Genomic DNA, 23,470 nt, shown 5'->3' with positions numbered 1-23,470 from the left:
CATGGCATGACCATGGCCCGGCAGCGGCCCACTCTGGAGGCGGTGGCCCGGCAGGCCGGGGTGTCCCGGGCGACCGTGTCCCGGGTGGTCAACGGCTCCACCACGGTGGCCGGGCCAATTCAGGAGGCGGTCCGCCGGGCGGTACGCGAACTGGGGTACGTCCCCAACCAGGCGGCCCGAGCCCTGGTCACCCAACGGACCGACTCGATCGCGCTGATCCTGCCCGAGGCCGCCACCCGGGTCTTCTCCGACGACCAGGTCTTCCCCGGCATCATCCGAGGGGTCAGCCAGGAACTCGAAACCGCCGGTAAACAACTGGTGCTGATGCTGGCCGGGTCGCCGGCCGGGCACGAGCGGGTCGAGCGATACGTCACCGGCGGGCACGTCGACGGGGTGCTGCTCGCCTCACTGCACGGGGCCGATCCGCTGCCCGGCAGGCTCGCCCGGGCCGGCGTACCGGTGGTGTGCAGTGGTCGTCCGCTCGGCGACGCCAACGTGCCGTACGTGGATGTCGATCACATCGGCGGGGTGTCCCGGGCGGTCCGGCACCTGCTCGACTCGGGTCGGCAGCGGATCGCCACCATCGCCGGCCCGCAGGACATGGTCGCCGGCATCGAACGGCTCACCGGCTACCGGCGGGAGTTGCGCGCCGCCGGTCGTCACCCGATCGTGGCGTACGGCGACTTCACCCGGGAGTCCGGGCTGCTGGCGATGCGCCACCTGCTCGATGACACCCCGGACCTGGACGCGGTCTTCGTCGCCTCCGACCTGATGGCGCACGGGGCGTTGCGTACGCTGCGCCAGGCCGGACGACGGGTGCCCGACGACGTGGCCGTGATCGGCTTCGACGACATCGAGATGGCCCGTTACACCGATCCGCCGCTGACCACCGTGCGTCAGCCGATCCAGGACATCGGCCGGGAGCTGACCCGCATGCTGCTGCGGCTGACCGCCGACGAGCCGATCGAGGCGCCCGTGGTGCTCCCCACCGATCTCGTCTTACGCGACTCCGCCTGACGAACACCACCGAGACTGATGACGACAGGTCCGCGGTGCCGCAGACTTCGATCAGCCGACCGGGGAGGTCATGACGTTGGTGCCGCTTGCGACGCGTGCTGCTGGGCCAAATAGGTTTGCAGCCGGCTATGCCGGAACTGGTAAACCGCACCGGCCTGGCGCAGGATGCCGCGCTGGTAGGCGTCCTGCATGAACGCAACGCATCGCCAAGGCATGCGTCGAGTGAACGCCAGATATCCCCTTACCAACAGCAGCCACTGGCCCCACGCGCAGGGCATAATCAGCCCAAGACCGATCACAAGCGAGACCATGAGGCCTGCCACAACACCAGCGGCAAGCCCGAATTGGAAGGCACCGCCGACAACGACTCCGTTCGCGAGCACGAGGCCGGCTCCGCCCAGGAGCATCCGGCGAAGGGTGTAGGCACGATCGGCGGACAGCGAATCGGTCACGCTGACCGCCCAGGTCTGGTCGAACGGGCGGGGAATGCCTAAGGCAACCCCGAGCGTCACGGAGACCCCGATCCCAACCCCGACCACCAGTCCCACTACAGCGTCCGACGCTACGCCGAACAGGAACAATCCCGCTGGGATCCCTGCCATCGCTCCGTATGACAGCGCAAAGAGCAGCTCGCGAAAGTTGAGCTGGATCCGTCTGGCCTGCGGGACGGGAGGCGTGCCCCGAACCCAGCGCATCTGGCTGAATACGATGAGATTCCCCGGGATGACCACGTAGAAGACCGCGAAAACTATGTTGCCAATCGCGAGCCCGGTCACCAAGCCAGCCACGACCAGCACCCCAAGCCACCCCCAGTCCAGGAAGCGGACCCGCTCGCGCAGCGCAATGCTGTCGCGCAACTGCCACCAGGCCAGATCGGTGGTTTGCTGGGTTTCCAGGTGGGCGGCGAGATAGGCCAGCCACTGCTGCGCCCGGTCGGGATGCCAATCCCGGCCGGAGGACGATTGCTTTCGGTACGCGGACGGGAGATAGGCGGCGATCAAGTGCTCCTCGACCGCCTCCTGCGTCGGAAATCTCTGTGTGTCAAGGAGTTCGGCTGGATCGTTTGGGGGCACGTCGGAGTAGATGGCACGAGCCAGGAACACCATCAGAGGCGTCCGGAGGACCTGCCGGAGTACCTCCGCACCAGGCTCGTTGGGCTGCTCGCGTAGCCGTGTGAGGACCGGTTGCCAGATCCCATGCTCGGTGCCGGGCACGAGGCGGTTGGTAGTGCGGGGCAGGTACTCGGTCACAATCTCCAGGTCGAGATCGTCGAGCATGATGCCCTCAGCGCGGGAGAGCACATCGGTGCGCTTGACGGCCTTCTTGTAGTCGTCGCGACGGCTGGTCAGGATAAGGGGAAGGCCCGTGACCTTGTTGAGTTGCCGTATTGCCTGCTCGTGCAGCCCGGGGTTGATTTCATCGAAGCCGTCGAGGATCGGCAAGATCAGGCCGGCGTCCAACAATGCCGTCGCCCGGCTATTCCGTCCATCAAGGTTGCTCGGCCCCTCGAAGGGGACCGAGAGTGCAGGATTACGCCGCGAGAGCTGTTCGGCAAGCCAAACCTTCAGGTCCGATTCGGGGTCCCACGAGTGAAGTGCGAACATCACCGGCACCCGTTCGCCGGGTTGGCGCCCGTCGAGGATCTGGCCAAGCAACTCACCGGCGAGGACCGTTTTTCCGGACCCGGCCTTGCCGAGGATCACCAGCCGCCCAGACGGGATCCGGGCGTAGACCTCGGCAATCTCCCGCAGTTCGCCGACGAGGTTCAACCTGGTCGCACGACCACCCAGGCGCGTCCCGCACACATTCGCCGGCTGGTCGACCAGGCGTTTTTCAGCCAGGTGCCAGGACACCGGCAGGGGCAACGGATCGTTGGACCGATGCTGCGCTTGCTCCCGCTCCCACTCGGTTCGTGCCGCGACAGCCAGGCTGTCGGCCAGCGTCGGCAGGTCTAAAACGGCGGGAAGCCCGGGCCTCTCCTTCTGTCGCAACTCCTGCCAGATCACGAACACTGCGAGCACCAGGCTCGCCGGGACCAGAATCCACAACCACCAGCCGGGCAGGTTCATGGTTTCGACGAGCAGACCTGTGACTACGGAAGAGGAGAGAGGCAACGCCGCCTTCCAAATCATCGATGGCCGCCAGCGCACGACTCGCTTCCCCCTTATATCGACCGCACCGGATGTCCACATTAGTCGGCCAGTCAAGGCGATGATGGCTCGCCGGCGGCTCATTCAGGCAGCCACGCTGACGGTCGGCGTCGGAGCACCTGGAATTGCCTGGCAGAAGCCGGGCGGGCGTTGCGATCATGGTCGGGTCGACCCCGACGGCCGAGGAGGCTATCCGTTATGCCAGATACACCCGCCGACCCGACCGTGCTGCATCCGATGCCCGACCAGACACGGGTGGTGTTGTTGAAGCCGCTGGTCACCTCGCCGCTGATCGAGGTCGGCGAGTTCTCCTACTATGACGACCCGGATGATCCGACCGCCTTCGAGACCCGCAACGTGCTGTATCACTACGGGCCAGAGAAGCTGATCATCGGAAAGTTCTGCGCACTGGGCGAGGGCGTGCGGTTCATCATGAACGGCGCTAATCACCGCATGGACGGCCCCTCGACCTTTCCTTTCCCCATCATGGGCGGATCGTGGACCAAACACTTCGATCTCATCACCGGCCTACCGGGCCGGGGTGACACCGTGGTGGGCAATGACGTCTGGTTTGGCTACCGGGCCATGGTGATGCCCGGTGTCCGGATCGGCAACGGGGCGATCATCGCTTCTGGTTCCGTCGTCGTCGACGACGTCCCCGACTACGGCATCGTCGGCGGCAACCCGGCCAAGCTCATCCGCCGCCGTTACAGCGAAGAGGAGATCGCCCGCCTCCTGGCCCTGGCCTGGTGGGACTGGCCGATCGACCACATCACCGAGCACATCCCCACGATCGTGTCCGGCAGCATCGACGACCTTGCAGCCGTGGCACCCGAGCACCGGTAGCGGCATTGGGTCAGGGTGGTTCAGCATCAAACGCCTCCGGGACCGGCAGGCCCGGCCTGCAAGCCGGCCAGCCGTACGAAGATCGACCGGCGCTCGACCGCGTCACCGGCCGGGTCGAGCTGGTATCCGTCGAGCCAGATCCACCCCCGATAGGTGGGCCAGTCGAGCGGCCGGATAACCCGAAACATCATCGGTACGGCGAACTGGGCGCTGGCCGCCCGGGTGACCCGCAACAGGTCCCCACCCTCGGGTAGCCTGGCACGCTGAGCCCGCTGGACACCCTGGTCACGCGATGGCCGCATCGACCATCAACATCCCCGCACCGAGCCACAGCACCGACGTGGCAAGCTGCACCAGCAGTCGTACGACCCGAGCCAGCCAGAGCCCGACCAGACAGATCACGGCTGCGGCCCCGCCTTGCTGGCCCGTACGATCGCGTCCCGTCGTACCCGTAGCTCGACACACGGCGGATGCTCCTCGACCGGAACGGTCTCCGGCTCCGCCTCCGGCCCGGACCTGTCGTCCGACCGGACCGCCGGCTTCGAAGGCGTACGGGGAACCGGCTCGTAGTCACCGCTGTACATGGCAGCTCCTTCTGTTCGATGGAAAAAAAAGGGGCCACCGCACGTACGGGGGGATGTAGGCGGTGGCCCCGACACGGACGCTTCCCGTCGGCGGCCTTGCCGCACCGCCACGTCCGATTACACACAGTGCCGAGTCAGGGCAGACGCGGTAACCGTCTCCGTGAGAGGATCGAGGGACGTCTTCGAGAGGTCCCCCGATGTCACGAAACGAAATACTCCATCGCGCGCTACAGGCCGCAGGAATTACCACGACCGACCTCGCTGCGGCGGTAGGCGTGGACCAGAAGAGCGTCGAGCGGTGGATCAGCAGGGGCCGAGTCCCGCACCCCAGGCATCGCATAGCGGCAGCCGCCGCAGTCCGGGAGGATGTAAACGTGCTCTGGCCCGATGTCATCCGACGCGCAGTCAAGAGGGGCGCGGACCGCGAGTTGGTCGCGCTCTACCCTCGGCGGTCCGATATGCCACGGTCCCTGTTTCGTGACCTCATATCGGCGGCAAGTACCCGCCTATGGTTCGGCGGGTACACCTCCTACTTCATCTGGCTAGACACACCGGAGGCAGGCACGACGCTCGCGGCGAAGGCCCAGGCCGGGGCAGACGTTCGCTTCCTACTCGGCGACCCAGCCAGTGACGTGACGCGGCAGCGGGAGACCATCGAGGGAAGTCCCCTCACGATCGCCACCCGGATCGCACTCACCAAGACCGAGATCACGAAGACAGGCAGCGATCTGCCCGTACGCCTCTCAGACCGGCATATCGCCATGTCGGTGTGGATTTTTGACGATGACGCCCTGGTCGCAACCCACATCGGGGACGAACTCGGACAGGACTCGGTGACGCTACATCTGCGACGGCAGCAGACAGGCGGAGCATTCGACCGGTACGTAGCGCACTTCGAGCACCTTTGGGACGCTGCCAAGGATGACTCGTAGACGGCAACCGAAGAGCACCTGAGTCGCTCTTGGTCGCTCGTCAGTCGAGACTGGACACACCTCTTTACGATCTTCCGCAGCCGGTTCATGATCGAACCGGCCGGTGAGGAACGGAGTAAAAATGACGAAGATCCTGCGTCGCCCCCGGGCTCGCAGCTTCATCGTCTCCGCCGCGCCCTGAAGGCAGTCAGCTGACTGTTGGTTGGCACCGAACTACCGGTCATCATCGCATCGGCTGACGCAGGTCGACCGGCACGGTGTCACCGCCGAAGCTGAAGCCTGGCGTGCCGGTGGTTGTCACGGATCACCGACACACCGGCTTCAGGCGCCATCGCACGACAACATGACATTGGTGCTCTGCTGCGGCATCAGCAACGGCCGCCGCACCACTGCGCTGCTGCTACTAGAAGCTGAAGCTCCGGATCATCGCACCGCCCGATGCGGCCGTCGCCTCGAAGAACTCGACCAGCTCTTGGTGGTAATGCCGCAGCCAGTCGACGTTGTCGACGTCCCAGCCGAAGAGGGTGCAGGCATCGTCGATGAAGCAGCCGTCCTCGTAGACATCGACATCCACTTCGGCCTCGTCCAGCAGAAACTGGATGCCCGCCCAGGATTTGTCCAGCGAGCAATACTGCAGGTTTCCATCGAATACGTTCTTCTCCGCCCACTCCGGGTCTGCGACTGCCCGGTCCAGTTCCTCCGGTGTCACCCGGGTGAACGACAGGTACATACCCACGAATCCACCACCCCCGCTAAAGCACTGGGCGCACTAACGTCGCCGCCGCCGCAGGGCCACCGTTAGCAGCCCGACGACCAAGGTAGCCACGCCAGCAGCCAACCAGCCGGGGGACCCACGCGAGGGGCTGACAGTCGGCGACACACAGGATGGGCTGGATCCGCACCAGGTCCGCCCCCTGCATCGTGCTGCTGTTGGCTACGATAAAAAGTAGTCAAGCAGCCTTAGAAGGTGAGGTTATAAGGTGTCCGAAGAACCTACAAGTGCGGCGCCGTTCCTGCCACAGCTCATCAGTCAGGCGTTCAACGTGATCCTTGACGAGCTGCACCGCCACCTCGTCGAGGCCGGACACGAGGAACTACGTCCCACCCACTACCTGAACGTGTTCCGGTTCATGGACTGCGATGGCACCCGACCCACCACGCTGGCCCGACGAGCCGGGATGACCCCACAGGCGATGAGCGAACTCGTGGGCTACCTGGAGAAACGCGACTACGTACGACGTGCCCCCGACCCGAGCGACGGCCGTGGTCGGGTCGTCGTCTGCGCCGACCGTGGAGCCCAGGCCACGGAGATCGCCACCGCCTACTTCGCCGACCTGGCGGCCCGCTGGGGTGCCATCGTCGGACCCGACCGCCTCCAGGACGTCACGTCCGCTCTCGCGCAAATCGTCGATGCCTCCGCACGTGGCGGCACCGACTCCCCGAAACCCGCCACGCCATGACCCGGTCAGCCGGAAAGCTCGTCGGCTGTTGGAACCGGCAGGCACCCAGCTACGACGCACGGATGGCCTGGCTCGAACGCCAGTACTTCGCCGACAGCCGAAGCTGGGTGTGCCGCCGGGCGCGCGGCGCCACCCTGGAGATCGCCATCGGCACCGGAGCCAATCTCCCCCACTACCCTGGCGATGTTGACCTGACCGGCATCGACTGGAGCCCGGCCATGCTCCACACCGCGCAGCAACAGGCCGAACGGGTCAATCGGGCGGTCACCCTCAGCCGGGCCGACGCAACTGCCCTCCCATTCCCGACGGCGACATTCGACACCGTCGTCAGCACCTTCGCCCTGTGCTGCATCCCCGACGAACGCGGGGCTCTCGTCGAGGCGCTCCGCGTCCTACGGCCTGGCGGACGCCTGCTGCTGGTCGACCACGTTGCCGCTTCCTTCTGGCCGATACGCGCCCTTCAACACGTCGTCGAACTGGCCAGCGTCCCCCTACAGGGCGAGCACTACACCCGCCGGCCGATCACCACCCTGCGCGGGCTTGGCGTCACCACCGAGGAGAGCGAACGACTGGCCAGGGGCGCGATCGAACGTGTCCATGCGCGTAAGCCTCACTGAGCCGAGCGGACCGACGACAACAAGCCGGCTCTCACGGCCCGGTGACCCCGATCGCATGGCGGACGGTGGTTGGGGCGGCCAGCATGTCGAGCAGGGCCGTAGCCAGGTCGGCGCGGGTCAGGCTGGAGCCGGCGATGTTGGCCTCGATCGCCGTACGGTAGCGGCCGGTGCCCGGCTTGTCGGTCAACATCGGCGGCCGCACAATCGTCCACTCGGCGGTGCTGGCGACCAGGAACTGTTCCATTCGCGCCAGGTCGACGTAGACGTTCTTGTGGAGCGCCCGCACGATCGGAAGCACCGTGCTACGAAACCAGAGCGGATCGCCGCCCCCGTTCCGCAGCACCGGCTGGGCGCTGATCGCCACGATCCGGCGTACGTCGGTCGACTCCATCGCCGTCAGAATGCTGCGTACGCCCCTCGCGCAGACCATCGAGGTGTCCTTGCGGCTCGGCGCGCCGAGCGCGGAGACGACCGCCTCGACGTCGGCGACGGCCGGCCGGATGGCCGCCGGATCGAAGACGTCGGCTTGGTGGACGCGCAGGTTCCGATGCTCCAACGGAAGCCGGGCCGGGTCGCGGACGACCGCCCGTACCTCGTGTCCCGCTTCCAGGGCCTGCTTGACGACGAGCCGACCGGTGCCCCCGGTGGCCCCGAATACGGTGATCAACATCGGTCAGCGACCGTCCGCCTGGTAACCCCGGTAACCGACGAACTCCAGCGCCGCGCCGACCACGACCAACACCGCACCGAACAACATGAAGACAGTGCCGAAACCGGTTAGCGGCAGCAGATCCGAGATGGTGAGCAGCACGAGCGCCACCCCGCAGAGCAGGTTGCCCGCGACGACGGTCAGGGCGAGCCGGGCCGGGATCCGCGGATAGCCCGCGATGAGGCCGAGCGCGGCGGCCCCGCCCAGCATCGCCACGCCGATCGGGACCGACCAGGTGGTCGGCAGACCGAGCGGACCGCTGAGCCACGAGCCGCCGGCCAGCAGAAAGACCCCGAAGGCGAGGGTGCTCCAGGCATCGATCAGCAGGACGGTACGCAGCAGGGACGACGGCGATGTGCCGTCCACCGCGTACTGGGCTGTCATGGTCGGGGTGGTCATTTCGGTCTCCTCACTTCGTCAGCCCTGGCCTGCTCTGGCCCGGCCGCTGCGAAGACCGTGCCAGCCCCGAGGCCATGACCTCAATGACCTCAGAGGTCATGGCGTCGCTGATCCAACGATGGCTACCCTTCCCGCCATGAACTTCGACCAGCCGTCCCGGGTGGGCACCCTGCTACGGGAGTGGCGTCAACGCCGTCGGCTCAGCCAGCTCGAACTCGCCATCCGGGCGGACAGTTCGGCCCGACATCTGTCCTGTGTGGAGACAGGCCGGGCCCGGCCGAGCCGGGCAATGCTGCTGCACCTGGCCGCCGTGCTGGACGTACCACTGCGGGAACGCAACACTCTGCTGCTGGCCGCCGACTACGCTCCGGCGTACCAGGAAAGCAGCCTGGACGACGAGGGCATGGCCTCGATCCGGTCCGCGCTCGACACGATGCTGACGACACACGAGCCGTATCCGGCCGTCGTGGTCGACCGGCTCTGGAACGTGGTGACCGGTAACCGGGCGATGTCCGTACTCATGGACGGCATCCCGCCGCACGTCCTGGAGCCACGGCCGAACGTGTTCCGGCTGACCCTGCATCCCGACGGACTCGCCGCCCGACTGGTCAACCTCAGCCAGGTCCGTGCCCTCTTTTTGGAGCGGCTGCTCCGTCAGGTCCAGGCCACCGGGGACGCCGAGCTGGGCAAACTGTACGACGAAGTGTGCGGCTATCCCGTCGTCACCGAGCCGGGTGCCGGGGCGGATGCACCGGCGACCCAGCCATGTCCGGTGCAGGTGCCGCTGCGGGTCCGTACGCCGTTGGGCGAGCTGTCGATGTTCGGGACCATGACCACGTTCGGTGCCCCGGCCGACGTGACACTGTCGGAGTTGGGGATCGAGTTGTTCTATCCCCTCGACGAGTTCACCGCAGCGACCTTTCGCAGCCTGGCCACCCCGTCGGCTAACTAAGCACCCATGATCGGCGTTGTCTGCGCGACAGCGATACGCCAGGCACCCTGCTCCTCGACCAAGAGGTAGGTGAGGCTGCCCGAGTTCGGCAGGCTTGCGCCGCTGGTGTCCTTCCCCCCTGGATCCCGGTCGTCGGACACGTGCTTGGTGCAACTGACAAGCGCGACTCCGGGGGCGGGGAAGCGCACGTCCACGATTTCCTGTCTGGTGCGTACCTGCGCCAGTGGGCTTGCCAGGGCCGCCGTCATGGCCTGTCGCAGGGCGTCCCGGCCCAGGACCCGCCGGCCAGCGATGTTGACGATGATCGTTTCGGCGGTGTGCAGGGCGAGGAACGGTTCAGGGTCGTTCTGGTGCTTCTCGGCATCGGCCACCAGCTGCCTGATGGCGGCGATCTGCTCTGCGGCGATCGGCTGGATGGCATCGGAAGTAGACATGGCTGTCCCCACCTTTATTCGGAGTGAATCGCTCCGAATAAAGTAACTCGGAGGGGATCACTCCGCAATGGGTAGCCTGGCCGCATGTCCGACGCCATGCCCCGCAAGCGGGGGCCCCAGGCCCGCGCTGCCCGCAACGACCAGGCGCTGATCGAGGCGGCCCGCGAAGTCTTCATCGCCCAGGGATTCGACGCTCCGGTCTCGGCCGTCGCCGAGCGGGCTGGGGTGGGAATGGGCAGCCTGTACCGCCGGTACCGCACCAAGGAGGAGCTGCTCCAACGACTGTGCGCCGACTCCCTACAACACCTAGCCGAGACGGCTCGCGCCGCACTGGCGATCGACGACCCGTGGCAGGGACTGACCCACTACATCATCGAATGCGTGCGGTTCGGCTTTGGCGCCTTGGCCCCACTGGCGGGAACCATCGACATCACACCGCAGATGCAGGAGGCCGCCGAACAAGCCCAGCGGTTCACCGACGCGCTGATCACCCGCGCCCACCACGCGGAAGCCCTTCGCGCCGACGTGACCACCATGGACATCTCGCTGCTCATCGGACAGTTCAGCCGGCCTGGGCCAACTCCCTCGAAACAGGCCGAGGAAGCAGCCCGGTTCCGCCTGCTGGCAATCACGATGGACGGACTCAGGGCCCACAACGCCACGCCACTACCAGGTCCTCCACCGAGCCCACAGCACTACGAGGCCATGTGGGCCACCCGCTGACGACGTCCACCGAGAAGCGCCGCCGACAGTCGACCGGCTGCCGCTGTCAGTCAGTCGGGAGGGTGGCGGCGACCCGCTGCGCCGTGGCGAACGTGTCGGCGCCGAACAGCACCAGGCGCACCTCGATCGACGTCGTCTCCCGCAGTACGGTCAGCGCCTGCCGTACGGCGTCGTCGACCGGCCAGCCATAGACGCCGGACGAGATCAATGGGAACGCGACCGTGGTGGCACCCAATTCGTCGGCGACCCGCAGACTGTTGGTGTAGCAGTCGCGTAGCACCTGCGAGCGGTCCTCGGCAGCGGACCAGACCGGGCCGACGGTGTGAATCACCCAGCGGGCGGGCAGGTTGCCGGCGGTGGTCGCCACTGCCTTCCCGGTCGGCAGACCCCGGCCATACCGGGAGGCGCGCAGCGCCCGGCACTCGTCGAGGATCGCCGGCCCGCCGCGTCGGTGGATCGCCCCGTCCACTCCGCCACCGCCCAGCAGGGACGAGTTGGCGGCGTTGACGATCGCATCCACCTGCTCCCGGGTGATGTCCCCCTGGACCAGCACGAAACCCATCAACGCCTCCTCCACCCAACGGCCGTTACGGCCGCCGTTACGGCCGCGTAGAAGTTTGCCACCGGGGCGTATCGGGTGTGTCAAGATCGATGACCGGACACCGGGCTCCCCGCTGACATTGCCTCAGTCGGCCCAGACCGAAGGGGCCAGCGCTGGCGAAGGAAATATCGACGTGTCCACCGGAACCGGTACCGCTCAGGAGACCAGTCGTACGCCGATCGGGATCAGCCTCGCCGGTGGCTGCGCGATCGTCGTGCTCGCCGCAATCATCGCCGCTGCGGTCTTCCCGGGGGACGCCATACCGGGCCGACTGTTGATCGTCGCGGTGGTCGTCGGCGGGTACGCGGCGGGCGTACCGGATCTTCGCGCCACCATCGGTGTGGCCGGCGTCGCGGTCCTGGTCTTCACCGGTTTCCTCGCCAACCGGTACGGCGAGCTGACCACGCGCGACGGCGACGTCTGGTGGTACGCCGCGATCATCGGCTTCGCTGCTCTTCTCGGGCGAGCCCAACACCGTTCAGACGCGGGTTACCGGCACCGACGGGGTCTCCTCGATGGACAGACCGAGGGATCGCCGAGCGAGCAGCGCACCGCCGGCCACCGCCGCCGGCATGATCAACACCGCGCCGAGCGGGATCAGGAAACAGCAGAAGACCGCCACCCCGAAGCCGAGCGCGATGGGCCGATTGGCCCGTAGCGCCACCCGCCGGCCGGGCAACCGCTGTCCGCGCCGCTGGAACGGGACAGCCACCAACTCCAGGGCGAGGATCCAGCCACCGAAGACGGCGGCGATGACCGGGATGACGATCTGCCCGACGACCGGGATGAACCCACCGAGGAAGAGCGGCAACCCGACCAGTATCGACAGGCCCACCAGTCGCAGCGCATCGACGATGCTTCGCCCGAGCGAGCGCCAGAAGGGCTGCTCGACCTCGTTCGGCACGCCGCCGTACCGAGCCTCCACCCGTTCCGAGATCTTCTCGTAGAACGGGTCGCCGATCAGCAGCGTCACCGCCGTGAAGGTGAGTACGGCGAGCAGCCCGCCGACCGCGAGGAAGGCGATCGCGACAATCAGGCGAGTCGCCTGGCGTACCCAGTCCGACCAGTCGTCGGCGAACGGGGTGACCCACTCGGCCAGGTCACCGGAGAAGTAGATCAGGGTCACGTACGCGCCGATGAACAGCGCGCCGGAGATCAGCGCCGGGATGGTACCGAGCAGCATCATCTTGGGACTACGGACGTACAGCTTGAGCCCGCGCAGGAGCAACCCGACGCCGGAGAAGAACTGTCTGGTCGTACTCATCGCCGGTGCGGTGACCCTGGAAACGTCCACGATCGGGAAGCCTACTGCCAGCTCACCAACGAGCCTCGGGGCAGGATTGCGTGGTGCGTGCTGCCCGGCTGATCTCCCTGGTGCTCCTGTTGCAGTCCCGGGAGACGATGACCGCCACCGAACTGGCCCACGAGTTGGAGGTCTCCGAGCGGACCGTCTACCGGGACGTGCTGGCACTCTCCGCCGCCGGGGTGCCGGTGTACGCCGACCGGGGCCGGGCCGGTGGCTACCGGCTACTCGGCGGCTACCGGACCAGGTTGACCGGGTTGAGTCGGGCCGAGGCTGACGCATTGTTCCTGTCCGGACTGCCCGGCCCGGCCGGGGACATGGGGCTGGCCGGGCCTGTGGCCGCCGCCCAACTGAAGGTGCTGGCGGCGCTGCCACCCGGCTTGCGAGATGCTTCGGCCCGAGCCGGTCAGCGATTCCATCTCGACGCCCCCGGCTGGTTCCGGGAGGCCGATCCGCCACCGGCGCTCGCGGACCTCGCCGGAGCGGTGTGGCAGGACCGCGTCGTACGCCTGGACTACCGCCGGGGCGAACGGACCGTGACCCGGACGCTGGAGCCGTACGGCCTGGTCCTCAAGGGCGGCGTCTGGTATCTCGTGGGCCGGGTCGACGAAAGTCACCGGACCTATCGGGTCGACCGGGTGCAGGAGGTCGAGATCGAGGAGTCGGCCTTCGTCCGTGACGAGACATTCGACCTGGCGGGCTTCTGGGCGGATCGGGCGGCGGACTTCCTTCGGACGATGCTCGCCGACCAGGTCACCGTACGGCTGAGCCCGGCCGGACTGCGGACCCTGCGGATGGTCACCGAACCGCCGGCCGCCGCCGAGGCGATCGCGGCGGCCGGCGAACCCGACGGGCAGGGGTGGGTGACCACCCGGCTGCCCGTCGAGTCCATCGACGTCGCCTATCACCAACTGCTGCAACTCGGGCCGGAGGCGGAGGCGCTCGACCCACCGGAGCTACGCGACCGGATGGCCGCCGCCGCCCGCCGACTAATCAGCCTGTACGCCGACTGAGCTGGCGCGTCGTCGGCGGGACAGGGCCGGCGAACGGCCCGGTCAGCGGTAGCCGGTCGCGTCGGCCGGCTTGCCGGGGTCCTGCACCTCCACGATGTAACGCCAGGCGTCGGGCTGGCTGCCGTCCAGGTCGGTGAAGCCGTACACCTTGGCGAGTTGTGCGCTGGAGAGCGACTGGCCAGACCAGCGTGCCTTGTCCGGGTCGGCGGCCAGCGCGGCGACCGCCCGCCCGACGAACGCCGGGGACTCCGAGATGACGAAGTGCGGCTCGTTGGCCGTCGCGTCCCGCCAGTTCTCCTCGGTGACACCGAACAGGTCGAGCATCAACTCCGAACGTATCCACCCCGGCGTGAGCGCCACCGCTGTGGCCCCGTGTTCGCGCAGTTCCTGGGCTTGGCTGTAGGCCAGCCGGTTGACCGACGTCTTGGCCAGGTCGTAGAAGACCGACAGTCGGTAGTTGGTGGCGTTGTATTCGGTAGTACCGTCGCCCATCTCCACTACCAGACCGCCCGGGTTGCGGATCAGCAGTGGCAGCGCATAGTGGCTGGTGATGATGTGTGTGTCGATGGCCAGCCGCAGGGTACGGAAGCCGGCCTCCAGCGGCTGCTCCCACACCGGCTTGTGCCAGGTGATGAGTGGATCGGCACCCCAGATGTCGTTGACCAGTACGTCGAGTCGCCCCTGTTCGGCGTCGATCCGCTCCACCAGGGCGCGTACCTGCTCGGGGACCAGGTGGTCGACGGGCACCGCGATGCCCACTCCGCCGGCTGCGGTGACCAGTTCGGCGGTCTCCTCGATCGTCTCCGGCCGGTCCATCTCGGAGCGTTGTTCGCGGGTGCTGCGCCCGGTGGCGTAGACGGTCGCGCCCGCCGCCCCCAGTTGTACGGCGATCTGCCGGCCGGCCCCCCGGGTCGCCCCGGCCACCAGCGCCACCTTCCCGGCCAGCGCTCCGGTCATGTCTTTCGTCATGTCCTTCGCCATCTCTTTCGTCATGTGGCTGACCCTGCCAACAAAATCTGACAACCGATGTCCGGTTTTCTCGGCCACCGCGACTCATTGGTATCGTCTCAATATTCAGAACAGTTGTCCTGCATCTCGGGACTCAACATTAAGGTTCAGGGAATGACGGCAACACCGAACGTCTACACCCACGGTCACCACGAGTCCGTACTCCGCTCGCACCGGTGGCGTACGGCGGAAAACTCCGCCGCCTACCTTCTGCCCCACCTCGCGCCCGGCATGTCCCTGCTTGATGTCGGCTGCGGCCCCGGCACCATCACCGCCGACCTCGCCACTCGGGTAGCCCCCGGTCGGGTCACCGCCATCGAACCCATCGAGGCCGCACTCGGGCTCGCCCGCGCCGAGGCCGCCGCGCGCGGCCTGGACAGCATCGAGTTCGCCCTCGCCGACGTACACGATCTGCACTTTCCCGACGACACCTTCGACGTGGTCCACGCGCATCAGGTCCTGCAACACGTCGCCGACCCGGTCCAGGCGCTGCGTGAGATGCGCCGGGTCTGCCGCCCTGGTGGACTGGTCGCCGCCCGGGACAGCGACTACGCAGCGTTCACCTGGTATCCCTCCGTACCTGCGCTCGACGAATGGCTCGACCTCTACCGGCAGGCCGCCCGCGCCAACCACGGCGAACCGGACGCCGGACGCCGGCTACTCTCCTGGGCTCGCACCGCCGGCTTCACCGACGTCACCGCCACCGCCAGCACCTGGTGCTTCGCCACGCCGGAGGACCGGCAGTGGTGGGGCGGCATGTGGGCCGACCGGATCCGCGAATCCGATCTGGCCCGCCAGTTGGTGACGACCGGCGCGGCAACCCCGGCCGACCTCGACCGCATCTCGGCCGGCTGGCAGGAATGGGCCGCCGCCGAGGACGGCTGGTTCGTCATCCTGCACGGCGAAATCCTGTGCCGCACCTGAGCCCGTACCGCGTGGGCCTGAGCCGTACCGGCGGTACGCTTTACCGGCCGCGCCTGGAATTTCGCTCGGCGGCTGGTCTGCGGTACGGCATCCTGGCCGGATGCACCTGCTGCTCGCCGGCATCGTCGGCTCCACCGCGTACGGCCTGGCCGGTCCCGGTTCGGATGTCGACCGGATCGGCATCTTCGCCGCGCCGACCGTCGCATTCCACGGGCTGCGCGGGCCGCAGGAGTCGATCGTCACCACCGAACCGGACGTGACCTATCACGAGGCTGGCAAGTGGTGCCGGCTAGCGCTCTCCGGTAACCCGACCGCGACCGAGCTGGCCTGGCTGCCGGACGAGCTGTACGAGACCCGCACCGAGCTCGGTGACCAGCTGATCGCCATCCGCTCGGCGTTCCTCTCCGCACCCCGGGTACGGGCCGCCTACCTTGGCTACGCCAGCCAACAGTTCCGGAAACTGGAGTCACGCGGCGACGGGACGTTCTCGGCCGACACCCGCAGGCGTACCGCCAAACACGCTCGCCACCTGGCCCGCCTGCTGCATCAGGGGCGGGAACTGTACGCCACCGGCCACCTGCCGATCCGGCTCGACGACCCGCAGTCCTTCCTGGACTTCGGCGAGCGCGTCGCCGCTGGTCAGCTGACCGAGGCACGAGAGCTGCTCGCCCAGGCGGAACGGGACTTCGACACCATCCGTACGCCCCTGCCGGAGCACCCCGACGAGGCGACGGTGGAACGCTGGCTTTTGGCCGTACGCGCCGCCCACCTCCCGCCTCGGGTGTAAGGAAGGGCCCCTTCTTATCGCTTTTTGCATAAGAAGGGGCCCTTCCTAACACCAAAGCGTGGCGGGGGGGCTCAGTCGTTGAGGAAGTCGGAGATCCGGATACGCAGATCGGCGCGCTCGGTCCAGAGGACCCCGGGTTTGTCGTAGATGTGCAGCGTGGCGTTCGGCAACGCGGCGGCGAGCTGTTCCGCCACCGAGACCGGGTGCAGATCGTCCCCGACACAGCCGATCACCAGCGCCGGAGCGGTGACCCGGGCCAGCGCCGCCCGGTCTCGGACCGGCACCTGCTCGGGCAGGGTAGCCAGCGCCGGGGCGAGCCCGTCGCGCATCAACTGGTCCAACCGCTGCCGCAGGTACGCCCAGCCGGGCGGGGTGTTACGCACCGCCAGCGGCAGTTCGTAGGACACCTCCTCGGCCAGCGCGGAGGCGTCTCCGGCCTCGATCGCGTCCAGCAGGTTGGACATCCGCTCCCGTACGGCCGGCGGCCGGGGCTGATCGAGTACCGCAGGCAGGAAGAAGACCAGACGGTCGAAGCGTTCTGGGCTCTCCACCAGCAGCCGGCACAGGGCACCGGCACCGAGGCTGACGCCGAGCGCCCGGGTGGCACCGCCGAGGTCGGCGACGGCCCGCAGGTCCCGGGCCAGGTCCAGATAGTTCCACGGTCCGGTCGGGGCGTCGGACCGCCCGTGTCCCCGGAACTGGAAGAAGATCTTGCGACCGGTCACCGCGCTGCCCAGCGGTCGGGTGGTCGCGATGCCGCTGCCCAGGCCGTGGGCGAACACCGTCACCGGGTCGCCGCTGCCGGTGACGAGCCGTTCCAGCCGTACGCCGTGTGGGGTGGCGACCAGCTCGGTCTCCGGTTCCGGCAGGGCTGGCCGACCGCTGCGGGGCGCGCTCGGGCCGGGGCCGTACGTCCGGGGGCCGGCGTCGGGCGGCGGCGGCCAGCGGAAGTCTCTCACCAGTACCCCTTGCCGTCGGTCAGGTCCCGCAGTCCGGGCCGGACGTCGAGCATGTAGATCATCCCGGCGGCAATGCCGATCAGTCCGAAGATGCTGATCACACTAAAGCCGAGCAGGGTCAACAGGAGACAGATGCCCAGAATGGCCAGCCAGCCTGCCTTGGGCAGCGTGCCGATCGCCGGGAACGCGTCGGACCGCTGGGTGAGGCAGTGCACGAACGCGACGCTCTCGATGACGAGCGCGAAGACGAGCAGCACCAAATCGATGATGCTCCGGACAGCTTCGAAGAACAGCGGCGCGGCAGAGACCATGCCTTGAAGCTTATGTCGGTCGTCCCGGGTACGGCTGGCATGCCGCTCCCGGGACGACCGGCTGGCCCTACTTCCTGGGCTACGTTGCCGGTTACTCGGCAGCCGGCGGGGTGTCCTTCGCTGCCGGCTTGGTGGCCTTGGTCACGGTCGGCTTGGTGGCCTTGGCCACGGTCGACTTAGCAGCCTTGGTCACCGTCGGCTTGGTGGTTTTGGTCACCGTCGGCTTGGCAGCCTGGGTCACCGTCGGCTTGGTGGTTTTGGTCACCGTCGGCTTGGCAGCCTTCACCGTGGGCTTTACCGTCTTCGCGGCGACCCGCTTGGTGGCCTTCGCCGCCGACTTCCGGGCCGGCTTCGGCTCGGCCGCTGCTACGTCCGCCGACTCGGCCGTCGGTGCGTCCGCCGTCTCGGACACGTCCACTGACTCGGCAGCCGGAACCGGCTCCACCTTGGCCACTTCAGCCGAGGTCGCCGTCACCGCAGTGGGCTCGGCTGAGGTCGCCGTCACCGCAGCCGGCTCGGTAACCTCCATGTCGGCGTTGACGGTGTCGGCAGCCCGGACGACCCCGGATCCGATGACCCGCTCGCCGCGGGTCACCATCGCGTCGTACGCGGCACGTGCCCGCTCCTGGGCGGTCTGCGCGCCGGCGACCAGTACGGCGGCGTTGCGGATCGCGGTCGTACGCAGCCATTTGCGATCGATCTCGCCGGCAGCGGCCCGGGTACGCAGGCCCTCTGCGGCGGTGTTGGCCGAGCGCAGCGTGGCAGCCGCCTTCTCGCGCAGCTCAACGGTGGTGGCAGCGGCCTTCTCACGCAGCTCGGCGCTGCTGACGTTGGTCTTCGCGGTCAGCTCGGTGACCAGCTCGGGCAGTTGGCGTACCCGCTCGTAGGCCAGGTCGCCGACTCCGGCAGCGGCGTAGAGCGGGGTGGGGATTCGGGTCTGGCTCATCGCTTTTCCTCCTCGGGTGCCGGCGTGGTCTCACCAACCGTGCGCACCGGCTCGGATTCGGTTTGGGGGGTCGGGGTTGCGCTGGTCTCGGTCGCGATCACGGATTCGAGTACGCCGTCCACCGGCATCCCGGCCGTGGACCTAGCGGCACCACTAGCCGCTGCGGTGGGCTCGGCAGGCTCCGTCGAGCCGGTCGTAGCCTCGGGTCTGGCAGCCTCGGCACTGGGCTCGCCGGCCTCAGCGCTGGACTCGGCAGCCTCAGCCCGGTGCCGGATGTTCTCCCGACGGAACGTCTCATAGATCTGGCTCAGCGACTGCTTCTGCGCCAGGGTCAGGTCGGGATCGGTCGCAATCGCGGCGAGGACCCCCTGCCCCTCCTTGTCGTCGAGCAGGCCAGCCCGCAGGTACATCACCGGCGTCGACACCCGCAGCGCGTTGGCGAGCTGCTGCAGCACCTCCGCGCTCGGCTTGCGCAAACCCCGTTCGACCTGACTCAGGTACGGGTTGCTGACGCCAGCCTGTTCCGCGAGCTGCCGCAACGAGATCTTGGCGTTCCGGCGCAGATCACGGATGAATCCCCCGATGTCGCGAGGGAGATCCTTGGGGTTGGCCATGCGTCAACCGTACGTCGACTTGCTAGCTCCTGCAAGCAAAACGCTTGCGAGAGCTAGCACACAGATCACTTCAAGGCGGTTACCGGGTGATCGGGCCAATCTGTTGCAATCTGGCACTTCGACCCTCTACGGTCCGCTGATGCCGAAGATCAACGTGAACGGAACAGGGCTCTCATACGACGACACCGGCGGCGACGGACCTGTCGTCGTACTCCTGCATGCTGGCATCGCCGACCGGCGGATGTGGCGCGGGCAGATCGAGGCGCTCGCTGCTCGCCACCGAGTCATCAGCCTGGACCTGCCCGGATACGGCGAGTCCGACGTACCCGGCGCCGCCTTCGCCAATCATGACGATGTGGTCGGGCTGCTCGACGCGCTGGAGGTGCCCCGGGCCGCGCTGGTCGGCTGCTCCTTCGGCGGGGCGGTGGCGATCGACACCACGCTCGCCCATCCGGACCGGGTCTCCGCACTCGTCCTCTTCGGCACCGCCGTCTCCGGTCACCAGTGGTCCGCCGAGGCGGACGATCTGTGGGACGCGCTGAACGGAGACATCGCCGACGACGACATCGCCGCCAACGCCGACGCCGAGGTGCGGTTCTGGGTGGTCGGCCCCGGCCGCCGACCGGAGGACATCGACGCCGGGCTGCTCGACTTCACCCGGGAGCTGAACCGCCAGGCGCTGGCCGCCGAGCATGCGCTGGCCGAGGTGCCCGTACGCGAACTCGACCCGCCGGCCATCGGACGGCTCGGCGAGATCCGCGTACCGGTGCTGGTCAGCGCGGGTGCGGCCGATGTTCCGGACATCTCCCAGCTGGCCGACCGGATCGTGACCGAGGTGCCGGGTGCGGTACGGCTGCCCGACGTGCCGGATGCGGGGCATCTGCTACCGCTGGAGCGTCCCGGCCCGGTCAACGAGGCGATACTGGCGTTCCTGCCGCCCGCGTAAGCTGCGCCCGGGTTGACACCTCCCGCGCGCTGCGCGGTTAGCGCACCTCCGCGCGCTGCACGGTTAAGCGCACCTCCGCGCGCTGCACGGTTAAGCGCACCGCCGCGCGCAGCGCGGTTAGGAAGGGGCCCTTCCTATGCAGAAAGCGATAAGAAGGGGCCCTTCCTTACACCGAGGAGGTGGGCGCCGTCGGGTTGGATCACGTCGGCCAACTCGTCCAGGACTGGGGCCTGTACGCCCAGCCGGCGCAGCCCGGCGACCACTGCCGGCAGCCTTCCCCGCATGGCCCCGTCGTCGATTTTCACGGCGACTGCACCGACCCCGGGGAGGGCCGCCGCGATGACGCCCTCCGCCCCGCTCTTGGCCAGCAACCCGGGTATCCCGGTCATCAGCCGGGTGTCCTCCGCACTGGTGCCGGCCACGAGCAAAGAATGGGTACGCATCGCGTCCGCCACGGTCCGCTCCGCCGATCCCGGAGCGGCCGAGACCAGCCGCAGGTACGCCCCGGCCAGCCCGGTCAGGGAGATCGCCAGCACCGGGGCGCCGCAGCCGTCCACGCCGACCGCAGCGACCTCCTCCCCGGCCAGCTGCTCGACCGCGGCTCGTACCCGCTGTTGCAACGGGTGCTCCGGCCGCCAGTAACCCTCGGTCGGCCAGCCCGCCGCCAGGCAGGTCAGCAGCATTCCGGCGTGCTTGCCGGAGCAGTTCATGTGTAGCCGGCTTGGTCGTCCGCCGGCCCGGTACAGGGCCACCTTGGCCGCTTCCCCGAGCGGCAGGGATGGCGGGCAGTGCAGCGCCGCCTCGGTCAGCCCGGCGCTGTGCAACAGCGTCTCCACCCGGGCCAGGTGGAAATCCTCACCGTGGTGACTGGCGCAGACCAGGGCGAGGTCGGCGACGTCCGCCAGGCGCAGACCGGACCGCAGCATCCCGACCGCCTGCATCGGCTTGTTCGCCGAACGCGGGAAGATCGGTGAGTCGACGTCGCCGGCTGAGGCCAGCACCGCTCCGGTCGAGTCCAGCACCACCACCGAGCCGTGGTGCGTGCCCTCCACGAATCCGGAGCGCACCACCTCGGCGAGCGGCACCCCGCCCCTGTAGATCTTTCCCATGGGTGGACGGTACCGAGCCGGGCCGGGCCGACCTTAGGGAACCCTCAGGTGTGAGATCTCCCCCTACGGCGGACCACTGCGGACGGGCACCGGGCCGTACGTCGGCCGTCACGCACGCCGGCCGATGGTCACCTCGATTCCGTCCAGCAGGACGGCCAGCCCGGTCGCGAACATCTCCTCCGTCTCGTGTTCCAGATATGTACGAGTGTCAGCCGCCGGCTCGTCGGCCAGCTCGTCGCCAGCGTCGGCCGGGGAGTCAGCGTCCGCTGCGTACTCCTGGCTCGACAGCCAGGTCAGCGCCGGAAAGCGGGTGGCGAAGTCGGGGGCGACCGCCGCGAGCTGCGCGGACCGGGCGGACCACCATTCCTGGTCCGAGGTGCCGGTCGCGGCTGCGGCGAGCCGCGCCTCGGCGATGGTCTGCGCTGTGCCGCGTACGAAGTGCAGGAGGACGCCGCTGACGCGCCGGATCGTCCGGGCCGGCAGTCCGCTTTCCCGCAGGATGCGGACCAGGGTCTCGACGACGTTCTGCTCGTACGGGCCGAGCACCGGCCGGGCGTACGACACCTGCAGTGTCCACGGATGCCGCAGGTGGAACGCCAGTAGCTGCCGTGCCCAGGTGGTGGTTGCCGCCCGCCAGCCCGCGCCGAGGTCGTAGTCGTCGGGCAGTTCGGCGTGTACCGCGTCGTGCATCAGGTCGATCAGTTCGTTCTTGCCGGGCACGTAGGTGTACAGCGCCATCGCGGTACGGCCGAGCCGCTGCCCCACTGCCTTCATGGAGAGCCCGGCCAGGCCGTCCCGGTCGGCGACATCGATGGCGGCGGCCACGATCACCTCCAGGCTCAGCCCGGGTTTGGGCCCGGGAGCAGGGCGGGCCCGCTCCGCAGGCGCCGGACGCCACAGTCGGGACATCGACCAGGCGGGGTCGTTCTGCCCGGCGTAGACGACCATTCCTAGCAACTCCTTACGACATAAGCTATCTTGCCCTACGCATTACTTTATCGGATACGGAGATGCCGTTCCGAGCGCAGGACGCAGACCCGAGACGAGAGAGAAGAGCGAAGAACGAGATGACCGAAGCGAAACTGCACGACGGGGCGGTCATCGACCTGACGGTCGACGGTACCGGCCCCACCCTCCTCCTACCGGTGAACCCGCACCCCGCAGTCGGCCCCCGGGCTGACGAACTGCGCAAATGGGGCATGGATCCCGCCCTCGGGCGGACGCTCATCGACGGACTGCGGGACGACTTCCGAGTGGTCGCATTCGACTACGAGGGACACGTCCTGGCAAACCCGAAGCCGGACACCCTGGTCCCCGACAGCCTGGCCAGCGACCTGCTCGCCATCGCCGACGCGGTCGACTCCCGAAGCTTTGCCTACTACGGCTACTCCTGGCTGGCATTGAGTGGACTGCAACTGGCGCTGCGTACCGACCGGCTCTCCGCGCTGGTGATGGGCGGCTTCCCACCGCTGCACGGACCGTATGCCGAGATGTTGCGGGTCACCATGACCACCTACGACATGGCGATCGCGGCCGAGCAGAAGGCAGCATCGGCCGAGCCGACATCCACCCCGGCGACGACAGAGCCAGCCGACCCGACCACCGACACCTCGACCGACCAACTGGACTGGTCCTCCGTCGAGATGACGTTGACGGAGGCGCAGACCCGGCAGTTCGTCACGCTCTACCAGGCGCTACAGGGCTTCGATGATCGCGCCGCCCAGGCTCGACTCAGCTGCCCACGGCTGTGCTTCGCCGGCTCCGCCGACACCATCCAGTACGACGCGAACTGGGGAGACGTCCGCGTCGACCTGGGCGGCCCGCTCGTCCACCACCGGGCGGAAATCGAAGCGTACGGCTGGACGGTCCAGGTGCTGGACGGGCTCGACCACACCCAGGCGATGCAGCCGACCAATGTTCTACCGGTACTGCACCCCTGGCTGATCAAGGCGCTGGCCGCGTAAGGCAGAACGCGTAAGGCAGGGCGCGTAAAGGCGTTAGGCGTAACGCCTAAAGGCGTGAAGGTGTTAACCTCGGCCCTTCGTTAAGGGCTGTCCAAGGAGTGGACCGGAAACGAAGAAGTGCCTTCTGATCAGGGAAAATAGGGCTTGTCGAGAGTCCTGTTC

Annotated in this window: 29 protein-coding genes; 12 read left to right on the top strand and 17 right to left on the bottom strand. The window is 68.0% G+C overall.

Annotated features, from left to right (window positions below; genetic code table 11):
* Positions 1-6: 6 nt before the first annotated feature.
* The gene (locus tag ACWDV4_RS02295; RefSeq protein ID WP_449974198.1) at positions 7-1,017 is read left to right on the top strand and encodes a LacI family DNA-binding transcriptional regulator; all 1,011 of its coding nucleotides are present in this window, start codon (positions 7-9) and stop codon (positions 1,015-1,017) included.
* Positions 1,018-1,085: 68 nt separating this feature from the next.
* On the opposite strand, the gene ACWDV4_RS02290 is transcribed toward ACWDV4_RS02295, so the two are convergent.
* On the bottom strand, positions 1,086-3,167 hold the full coding sequence (locus ACWDV4_RS02290) for an NACHT domain-containing protein (protein WP_449974196.1): 2,082 nt from the start codon (positions 3,165-3,167) through the stop codon (positions 1,086-1,088).
* A 198-nt stretch (positions 3,168-3,365) separates the two neighbouring features.
* Between ACWDV4_RS02290 and ACWDV4_RS02285 the strand changes: the two genes are divergently transcribed.
* Positions 3,366-4,013 (top strand): CatB-related O-acetyltransferase, encoded by a 648-nt coding sequence (locus ACWDV4_RS02285; RefSeq protein ID WP_449974195.1) that lies wholly within the window; start codon positions 3,366-3,368, stop codon positions 4,011-4,013.
* Positions 4,014-4,039: 26 nt separating this feature from the next.
* Here the strand turns inward: ACWDV4_RS02285 and ACWDV4_RS02280 are convergent, their stop codons facing one another.
* Together ACWDV4_RS02280 and ACWDV4_RS02275 are read right to left on the bottom strand one after the other, a co-directional pair.
* The gene (locus ACWDV4_RS02280) at positions 4,040-4,315 is read right to left on the bottom strand and encodes a hypothetical protein (protein WP_449974194.1); all 276 of its coding nucleotides are present in this window, start codon (positions 4,313-4,315) and stop codon (positions 4,040-4,042) included.
* A 96-nt stretch (positions 4,316-4,411) separates the two neighbouring features.
* Positions 4,412-4,597 (bottom strand): hypothetical protein, encoded by a 186-nt coding sequence (locus tag ACWDV4_RS02275; RefSeq protein WP_449974192.1) that lies wholly within the window; start codon positions 4,595-4,597, stop codon positions 4,412-4,414.
* A gap of 197 nt (positions 4,598-4,794) precedes the next feature.
* Between ACWDV4_RS02275 and ACWDV4_RS02270 the strand changes: the two genes are divergently transcribed.
* Positions 4,795-5,529 (top strand): helix-turn-helix domain-containing protein, encoded by a 735-nt coding sequence (locus ACWDV4_RS02270; protein ID WP_449974191.1) that lies wholly within the window; start codon positions 4,795-4,797, stop codon positions 5,527-5,529.
* A 403-nt stretch (positions 5,530-5,932) separates the two neighbouring features.
* Here the strand turns inward: ACWDV4_RS02270 and ACWDV4_RS02265 are convergent, their stop codons facing one another.
* A complete protein-coding gene (locus ACWDV4_RS02265) occupies positions 5,933-6,259 on the bottom strand; it encodes a DUF1877 family protein (protein WP_449974652.1) in 327 nt (108 codons plus the stop codon).
* A gap of 250 nt (positions 6,260-6,509) precedes the next feature.
* Here ACWDV4_RS02265 and ACWDV4_RS02260 point away from each other — a divergent pair, with 250 nt between their 5' ends.
* Entirely contained in the window at positions 6,510-6,989 is a 480-nt protein-coding gene (locus tag ACWDV4_RS02260; RefSeq protein WP_449974190.1) for a MarR family winged helix-turn-helix transcriptional regulator, read from the top strand.
* A gap of 62 nt (positions 6,990-7,051) precedes the next feature.
* A complete protein-coding gene (locus ACWDV4_RS02255; RefSeq protein ID WP_449974188.1) occupies positions 7,052-7,606 on the top strand; it encodes a class I SAM-dependent methyltransferase in 555 nt (184 codons plus the stop codon).
* A gap of 31 nt (positions 7,607-7,637) precedes the next feature.
* Here ACWDV4_RS02255 and ACWDV4_RS02250 read toward each other — a convergent pair whose 3' ends face one another.
* Positions 7,638-8,276: an NAD(P)-dependent oxidoreductase gene (locus ACWDV4_RS02250; RefSeq protein WP_449974186.1), complete on the bottom strand. Its 639-nt coding sequence runs from the start codon at positions 8,274-8,276 to the stop codon at positions 7,638-7,640.
* A 3-nt stretch (positions 8,277-8,279) separates the two neighbouring features.
* Positions 8,280-8,714: a hypothetical protein gene (locus tag ACWDV4_RS02245; protein ID WP_449974184.1), complete on the bottom strand. Its 435-nt coding sequence runs from the start codon at positions 8,712-8,714 to the stop codon at positions 8,280-8,282.
* 136 nt (positions 8,715-8,850) lie between these two features.
* Here ACWDV4_RS02245 and ACWDV4_RS02240 point away from each other — a divergent pair, with 136 nt between their 5' ends.
* A complete protein-coding gene (locus ACWDV4_RS02240; protein ID WP_449974182.1) occupies positions 8,851-9,666 on the top strand; it encodes a helix-turn-helix domain-containing protein in 816 nt (271 codons plus the stop codon).
* Here ACWDV4_RS02240 and ACWDV4_RS02235 read toward each other — a convergent pair.
* Positions 9,663-10,100, bottom strand: a complete 438-nt coding sequence (locus tag ACWDV4_RS02235; RefSeq protein ID WP_449974181.1) for an SgcJ/EcaC family oxidoreductase — start codon at positions 10,098-10,100, stop codon at positions 9,663-9,665. The genes ACWDV4_RS02240 and ACWDV4_RS02235 overlap by 4 nt on opposite strands.
* An 84-nt stretch (positions 10,101-10,184) precedes the next feature.
* Here ACWDV4_RS02235 and ACWDV4_RS02230 point away from each other — a divergent pair, with 84 nt between their 5' ends.
* Complete coding sequence (locus tag ACWDV4_RS02230) at positions 10,185-10,823, top strand: TetR/AcrR family transcriptional regulator (protein ID WP_449974179.1); 639 nt, start codon at positions 10,185-10,187, stop codon at positions 10,821-10,823.
* Between the two features lie 46 nt (positions 10,824-10,869).
* On the opposite strand, the gene ACWDV4_RS02225 is transcribed toward ACWDV4_RS02230, so the two are convergent.
* The 3 genes from ACWDV4_RS02225 to ACWDV4_RS02215 form a co-directional block, all read right to left on the bottom strand.
* The gene (locus tag ACWDV4_RS02225; RefSeq protein ID WP_449974177.1) at positions 10,870-11,385 is read right to left on the bottom strand and encodes an O-acetyl-ADP-ribose deacetylase; all 516 of its coding nucleotides are present in this window, start codon (positions 11,383-11,385) and stop codon (positions 10,870-10,872) included.
* Between the two features lie 195 nt (positions 11,386-11,580).
* Complete coding sequence (locus ACWDV4_RS02220; RefSeq protein WP_449974176.1) at positions 11,581-11,793, bottom strand: hypothetical protein; 213 nt, start codon at positions 11,791-11,793, stop codon at positions 11,581-11,583.
* A 109-nt stretch (positions 11,794-11,902) separates the two neighbouring features.
* Positions 11,903-12,718, bottom strand: a complete 816-nt coding sequence (locus tag ACWDV4_RS02215; protein WP_449974175.1) for an EI24 domain-containing protein — start codon at positions 12,716-12,718, stop codon at positions 11,903-11,905.
* Between the two features lie 53 nt (positions 12,719-12,771).
* Here ACWDV4_RS02215 and ACWDV4_RS02210 point away from each other — a divergent pair, with 53 nt between their 5' ends.
* On the top strand, positions 12,772-13,740 hold the full coding sequence (locus tag ACWDV4_RS02210) for a helix-turn-helix transcriptional regulator (protein ID WP_449974173.1): 969 nt from the start codon (positions 12,772-12,774) through the stop codon (positions 13,738-13,740).
* A 42-nt stretch (positions 13,741-13,782) separates the two neighbouring features.
* Here the strand turns inward: ACWDV4_RS02210 and ACWDV4_RS02205 are convergent, their stop codons facing one another.
* Positions 13,783-14,697: an SDR family oxidoreductase gene (locus ACWDV4_RS02205; protein WP_449974650.1), complete on the bottom strand. Its 915-nt coding sequence runs from the start codon at positions 14,695-14,697 to the stop codon at positions 13,783-13,785.
* A gap of 165 nt (positions 14,698-14,862) precedes the next feature.
* Here ACWDV4_RS02205 and ACWDV4_RS02200 point away from each other — a divergent pair, with 165 nt between their 5' ends.
* Entirely contained in the window at positions 14,863-15,672 is an 810-nt protein-coding gene (locus ACWDV4_RS02200; RefSeq protein WP_449974172.1) for a methyltransferase domain-containing protein, read from the top strand.
* A gap of 100 nt (positions 15,673-15,772) precedes the next feature.
* Positions 15,773-16,459 carry a nucleotidyltransferase domain-containing protein gene (locus tag ACWDV4_RS02195; protein WP_449974171.1) on the top strand — a complete coding sequence of 229 codons (687 nt, stop codon included), beginning with the start codon at positions 15,773-15,775 and terminating at the stop codon, positions 16,457-16,459.
* 71 nt (positions 16,460-16,530) lie between these two features.
* On the opposite strand, the gene ACWDV4_RS02190 is transcribed toward ACWDV4_RS02195, so the two are convergent.
* From ACWDV4_RS02190 to ACWDV4_RS02175, 4 genes are all read right to left on the bottom strand, one after another.
* Positions 16,531-17,418 (bottom strand): alpha/beta fold hydrolase, encoded by an 888-nt coding sequence (locus tag ACWDV4_RS02190; protein ID WP_449974169.1) that lies wholly within the window; start codon positions 17,416-17,418, stop codon positions 16,531-16,533.
* On the bottom strand, positions 17,415-17,729 hold the full coding sequence (locus ACWDV4_RS02185; RefSeq protein ID WP_449974167.1) for a DUF2516 family protein: 315 nt from the start codon (positions 17,727-17,729) through the stop codon (positions 17,415-17,417). The genes ACWDV4_RS02190 and ACWDV4_RS02185 overlap by 4 nt, the downstream gene beginning before the upstream one ends.
* Positions 17,730-17,820: 91 nt before the next feature.
* Positions 17,821-18,675, bottom strand: coding sequence for a hypothetical protein (locus tag ACWDV4_RS02180; RefSeq protein ID WP_449974165.1), 855 nt, complete (start codon positions 18,673-18,675; stop codon positions 17,821-17,823).
* Positions 18,672-19,289, bottom strand: a complete 618-nt coding sequence (locus ACWDV4_RS02175; protein WP_449974164.1) for a helix-turn-helix domain-containing protein — start codon at positions 19,287-19,289, stop codon at positions 18,672-18,674. The genes ACWDV4_RS02180 and ACWDV4_RS02175 overlap by 4 nt, the downstream gene beginning before the upstream one ends.
* A 139-nt stretch (positions 19,290-19,428) precedes the next feature.
* On the opposite strand from ACWDV4_RS02175, the gene ACWDV4_RS02170 reads away from it, so the two are divergent.
* Positions 19,429-20,235 carry an alpha/beta fold hydrolase gene (locus ACWDV4_RS02170; RefSeq protein WP_449974162.1) on the top strand — a complete coding sequence of 269 codons (807 nt, stop codon included), beginning with the start codon at positions 19,429-19,431 and terminating at the stop codon, positions 20,233-20,235.
* 134 nt (positions 20,236-20,369) lie between these two features.
* Here the strand turns inward: ACWDV4_RS02170 and ACWDV4_RS02165 are convergent, their stop codons facing one another.
* Both ACWDV4_RS02165 and ACWDV4_RS02160 read right to left on the bottom strand, forming a co-directional pair.
* The gene (locus ACWDV4_RS02165; protein WP_449974161.1) at positions 20,370-21,344 is read right to left on the bottom strand and encodes an asparaginase; all 975 of its coding nucleotides are present in this window, start codon (positions 21,342-21,344) and stop codon (positions 20,370-20,372) included.
* Between the two features lie 108 nt (positions 21,345-21,452).
* Positions 21,453-22,292 (bottom strand): TetR/AcrR family transcriptional regulator C-terminal domain-containing protein, encoded by an 840-nt coding sequence (locus tag ACWDV4_RS02160; RefSeq protein WP_449974160.1) that lies wholly within the window; start codon positions 22,290-22,292, stop codon positions 21,453-21,455.
* Between the two features lie 119 nt (positions 22,293-22,411).
* Here ACWDV4_RS02160 and ACWDV4_RS02155 point away from each other — a divergent pair, with 119 nt between their 5' ends.
* Complete coding sequence (locus tag ACWDV4_RS02155; protein ID WP_449974159.1) at positions 22,412-23,308, top strand: alpha/beta fold hydrolase; 897 nt, start codon at positions 22,412-22,414, stop codon at positions 23,306-23,308.
* Positions 23,309-23,470: the final 162 nt, after the last annotated feature.

It is taken from the genome of Micromonospora sp. NPDC003197 (genome assembly GCF_053590565.1).
The sequence above is the reverse complement of the archived record's forward strand: the minus strand, read 5'-3'. Positions and strand labels throughout refer to the sequence as shown.

What these genes read in the sequence shown, in the direction of transcription:
- ACWDV4_RS02295 (WP_449974198.1), top strand. Translation starts at nt 7, where the DNA reads ATGACCATGGCCCGGCAGCGGCCCACTCTGGAGGCGGTGGCCCGGCAG.
- ACWDV4_RS02285 (WP_449974195.1), top strand. Translation starts at nt 3,366, where the DNA reads ATGCCAGATACACCCGCCGACCCGACCGTGCTGCATCCGATGCCCGAC.
- ACWDV4_RS02280 (WP_449974194.1), bottom strand. Translation starts at nt 4,315, where the DNA reads ATGCGGCCATCGCGTGACCAGGGTGTCCAGCGGGCTCAGCGTGCCAGG.
- ACWDV4_RS02275 (WP_449974192.1), bottom strand. Translation starts at nt 4,597, where the DNA reads ATGTACAGCGGTGACTACGAGCCGGTTCCCCGTACGCCTTCGAAGCCG.
- ACWDV4_RS02270 (WP_449974191.1), top strand. Translation starts at nt 4,795, where the DNA reads ATGTCACGAAACGAAATACTCCATCGCGCGCTACAGGCCGCAGGAATT.
- ACWDV4_RS02265 (WP_449974652.1), bottom strand. Translation starts at nt 6,259, where the DNA reads ATGTACCTGTCGTTCACCCGGGTGACACCGGAGGAACTGGACCGGGCA.
- ACWDV4_RS02255 (WP_449974188.1), top strand. Translation starts at nt 7,052, where the DNA reads ATGGCCTGGCTCGAACGCCAGTACTTCGCCGACAGCCGAAGCTGGGTG.
- ACWDV4_RS02250 (WP_449974186.1), bottom strand. Translation starts at nt 8,276, where the DNA reads ATGTTGATCACCGTATTCGGGGCCACCGGGGGCACCGGTCGGCTCGTC.
- ACWDV4_RS02245 (WP_449974184.1), bottom strand. Translation starts at nt 8,714, where the DNA reads ATGACCACCCCGACCATGACAGCCCAGTACGCGGTGGACGGCACATCG.
- ACWDV4_RS02240 (WP_449974182.1), top strand. Translation starts at nt 8,851, where the DNA reads ATGAACTTCGACCAGCCGTCCCGGGTGGGCACCCTGCTACGGGAGTGG.
- ACWDV4_RS02235 (WP_449974181.1), bottom strand. Translation starts at nt 10,100, where the DNA reads ATGTCTACTTCCGATGCCATCCAGCCGATCGCCGCAGAGCAGATCGCC.
- ACWDV4_RS02230 (WP_449974179.1), top strand. Translation starts at nt 10,185, where the DNA reads ATGTCCGACGCCATGCCCCGCAAGCGGGGGCCCCAGGCCCGCGCTGCC.
- ACWDV4_RS02225 (WP_449974177.1), bottom strand. Translation starts at nt 11,385, where the DNA reads ATGGGTTTCGTGCTGGTCCAGGGGGACATCACCCGGGAGCAGGTGGAT.
- ACWDV4_RS02205 (WP_449974650.1), bottom strand. Translation starts at nt 14,697, where the DNA reads ATGACCGGAGCGCTGGCCGGGAAGGTGGCGCTGGTGGCCGGGGCGACC.
- ACWDV4_RS02200 (WP_449974172.1), top strand. Translation starts at nt 14,863, where the DNA reads ATGACGGCAACACCGAACGTCTACACCCACGGTCACCACGAGTCCGTA.
- ACWDV4_RS02195 (WP_449974171.1), top strand. Translation starts at nt 15,773, where the DNA reads ATGCACCTGCTGCTCGCCGGCATCGTCGGCTCCACCGCGTACGGCCTG.
- ACWDV4_RS02185 (WP_449974167.1), bottom strand. Translation starts at nt 17,729, where the DNA reads ATGGTCTCTGCCGCGCCGCTGTTCTTCGAAGCTGTCCGGAGCATCATC.
- ACWDV4_RS02180 (WP_449974165.1), bottom strand. Translation starts at nt 18,675, where the DNA reads ATGAGCCAGACCCGAATCCCCACCCCGCTCTACGCCGCTGCCGGAGTC.
- ACWDV4_RS02175 (WP_449974164.1), bottom strand. Translation starts at nt 19,289, where the DNA reads ATGGCCAACCCCAAGGATCTCCCTCGCGACATCGGGGGATTCATCCGT.
- ACWDV4_RS02170 (WP_449974162.1), top strand. Translation starts at nt 19,429, where the DNA reads ATGCCGAAGATCAACGTGAACGGAACAGGGCTCTCATACGACGACACC.
- ACWDV4_RS02165 (WP_449974161.1), bottom strand. Translation starts at nt 21,344, where the DNA reads ATGGGAAAGATCTACAGGGGCGGGGTGCCGCTCGCCGAGGTGGTGCGC.
- ACWDV4_RS02160 (WP_449974160.1), bottom strand. Translation starts at nt 22,292, where the DNA reads ATGGTCGTCTACGCCGGGCAGAACGACCCCGCCTGGTCGATGTCCCGA.
- ACWDV4_RS02155 (WP_449974159.1), top strand. Translation starts at nt 22,412, where the DNA reads ATGACCGAAGCGAAACTGCACGACGGGGCGGTCATCGACCTGACGGTC.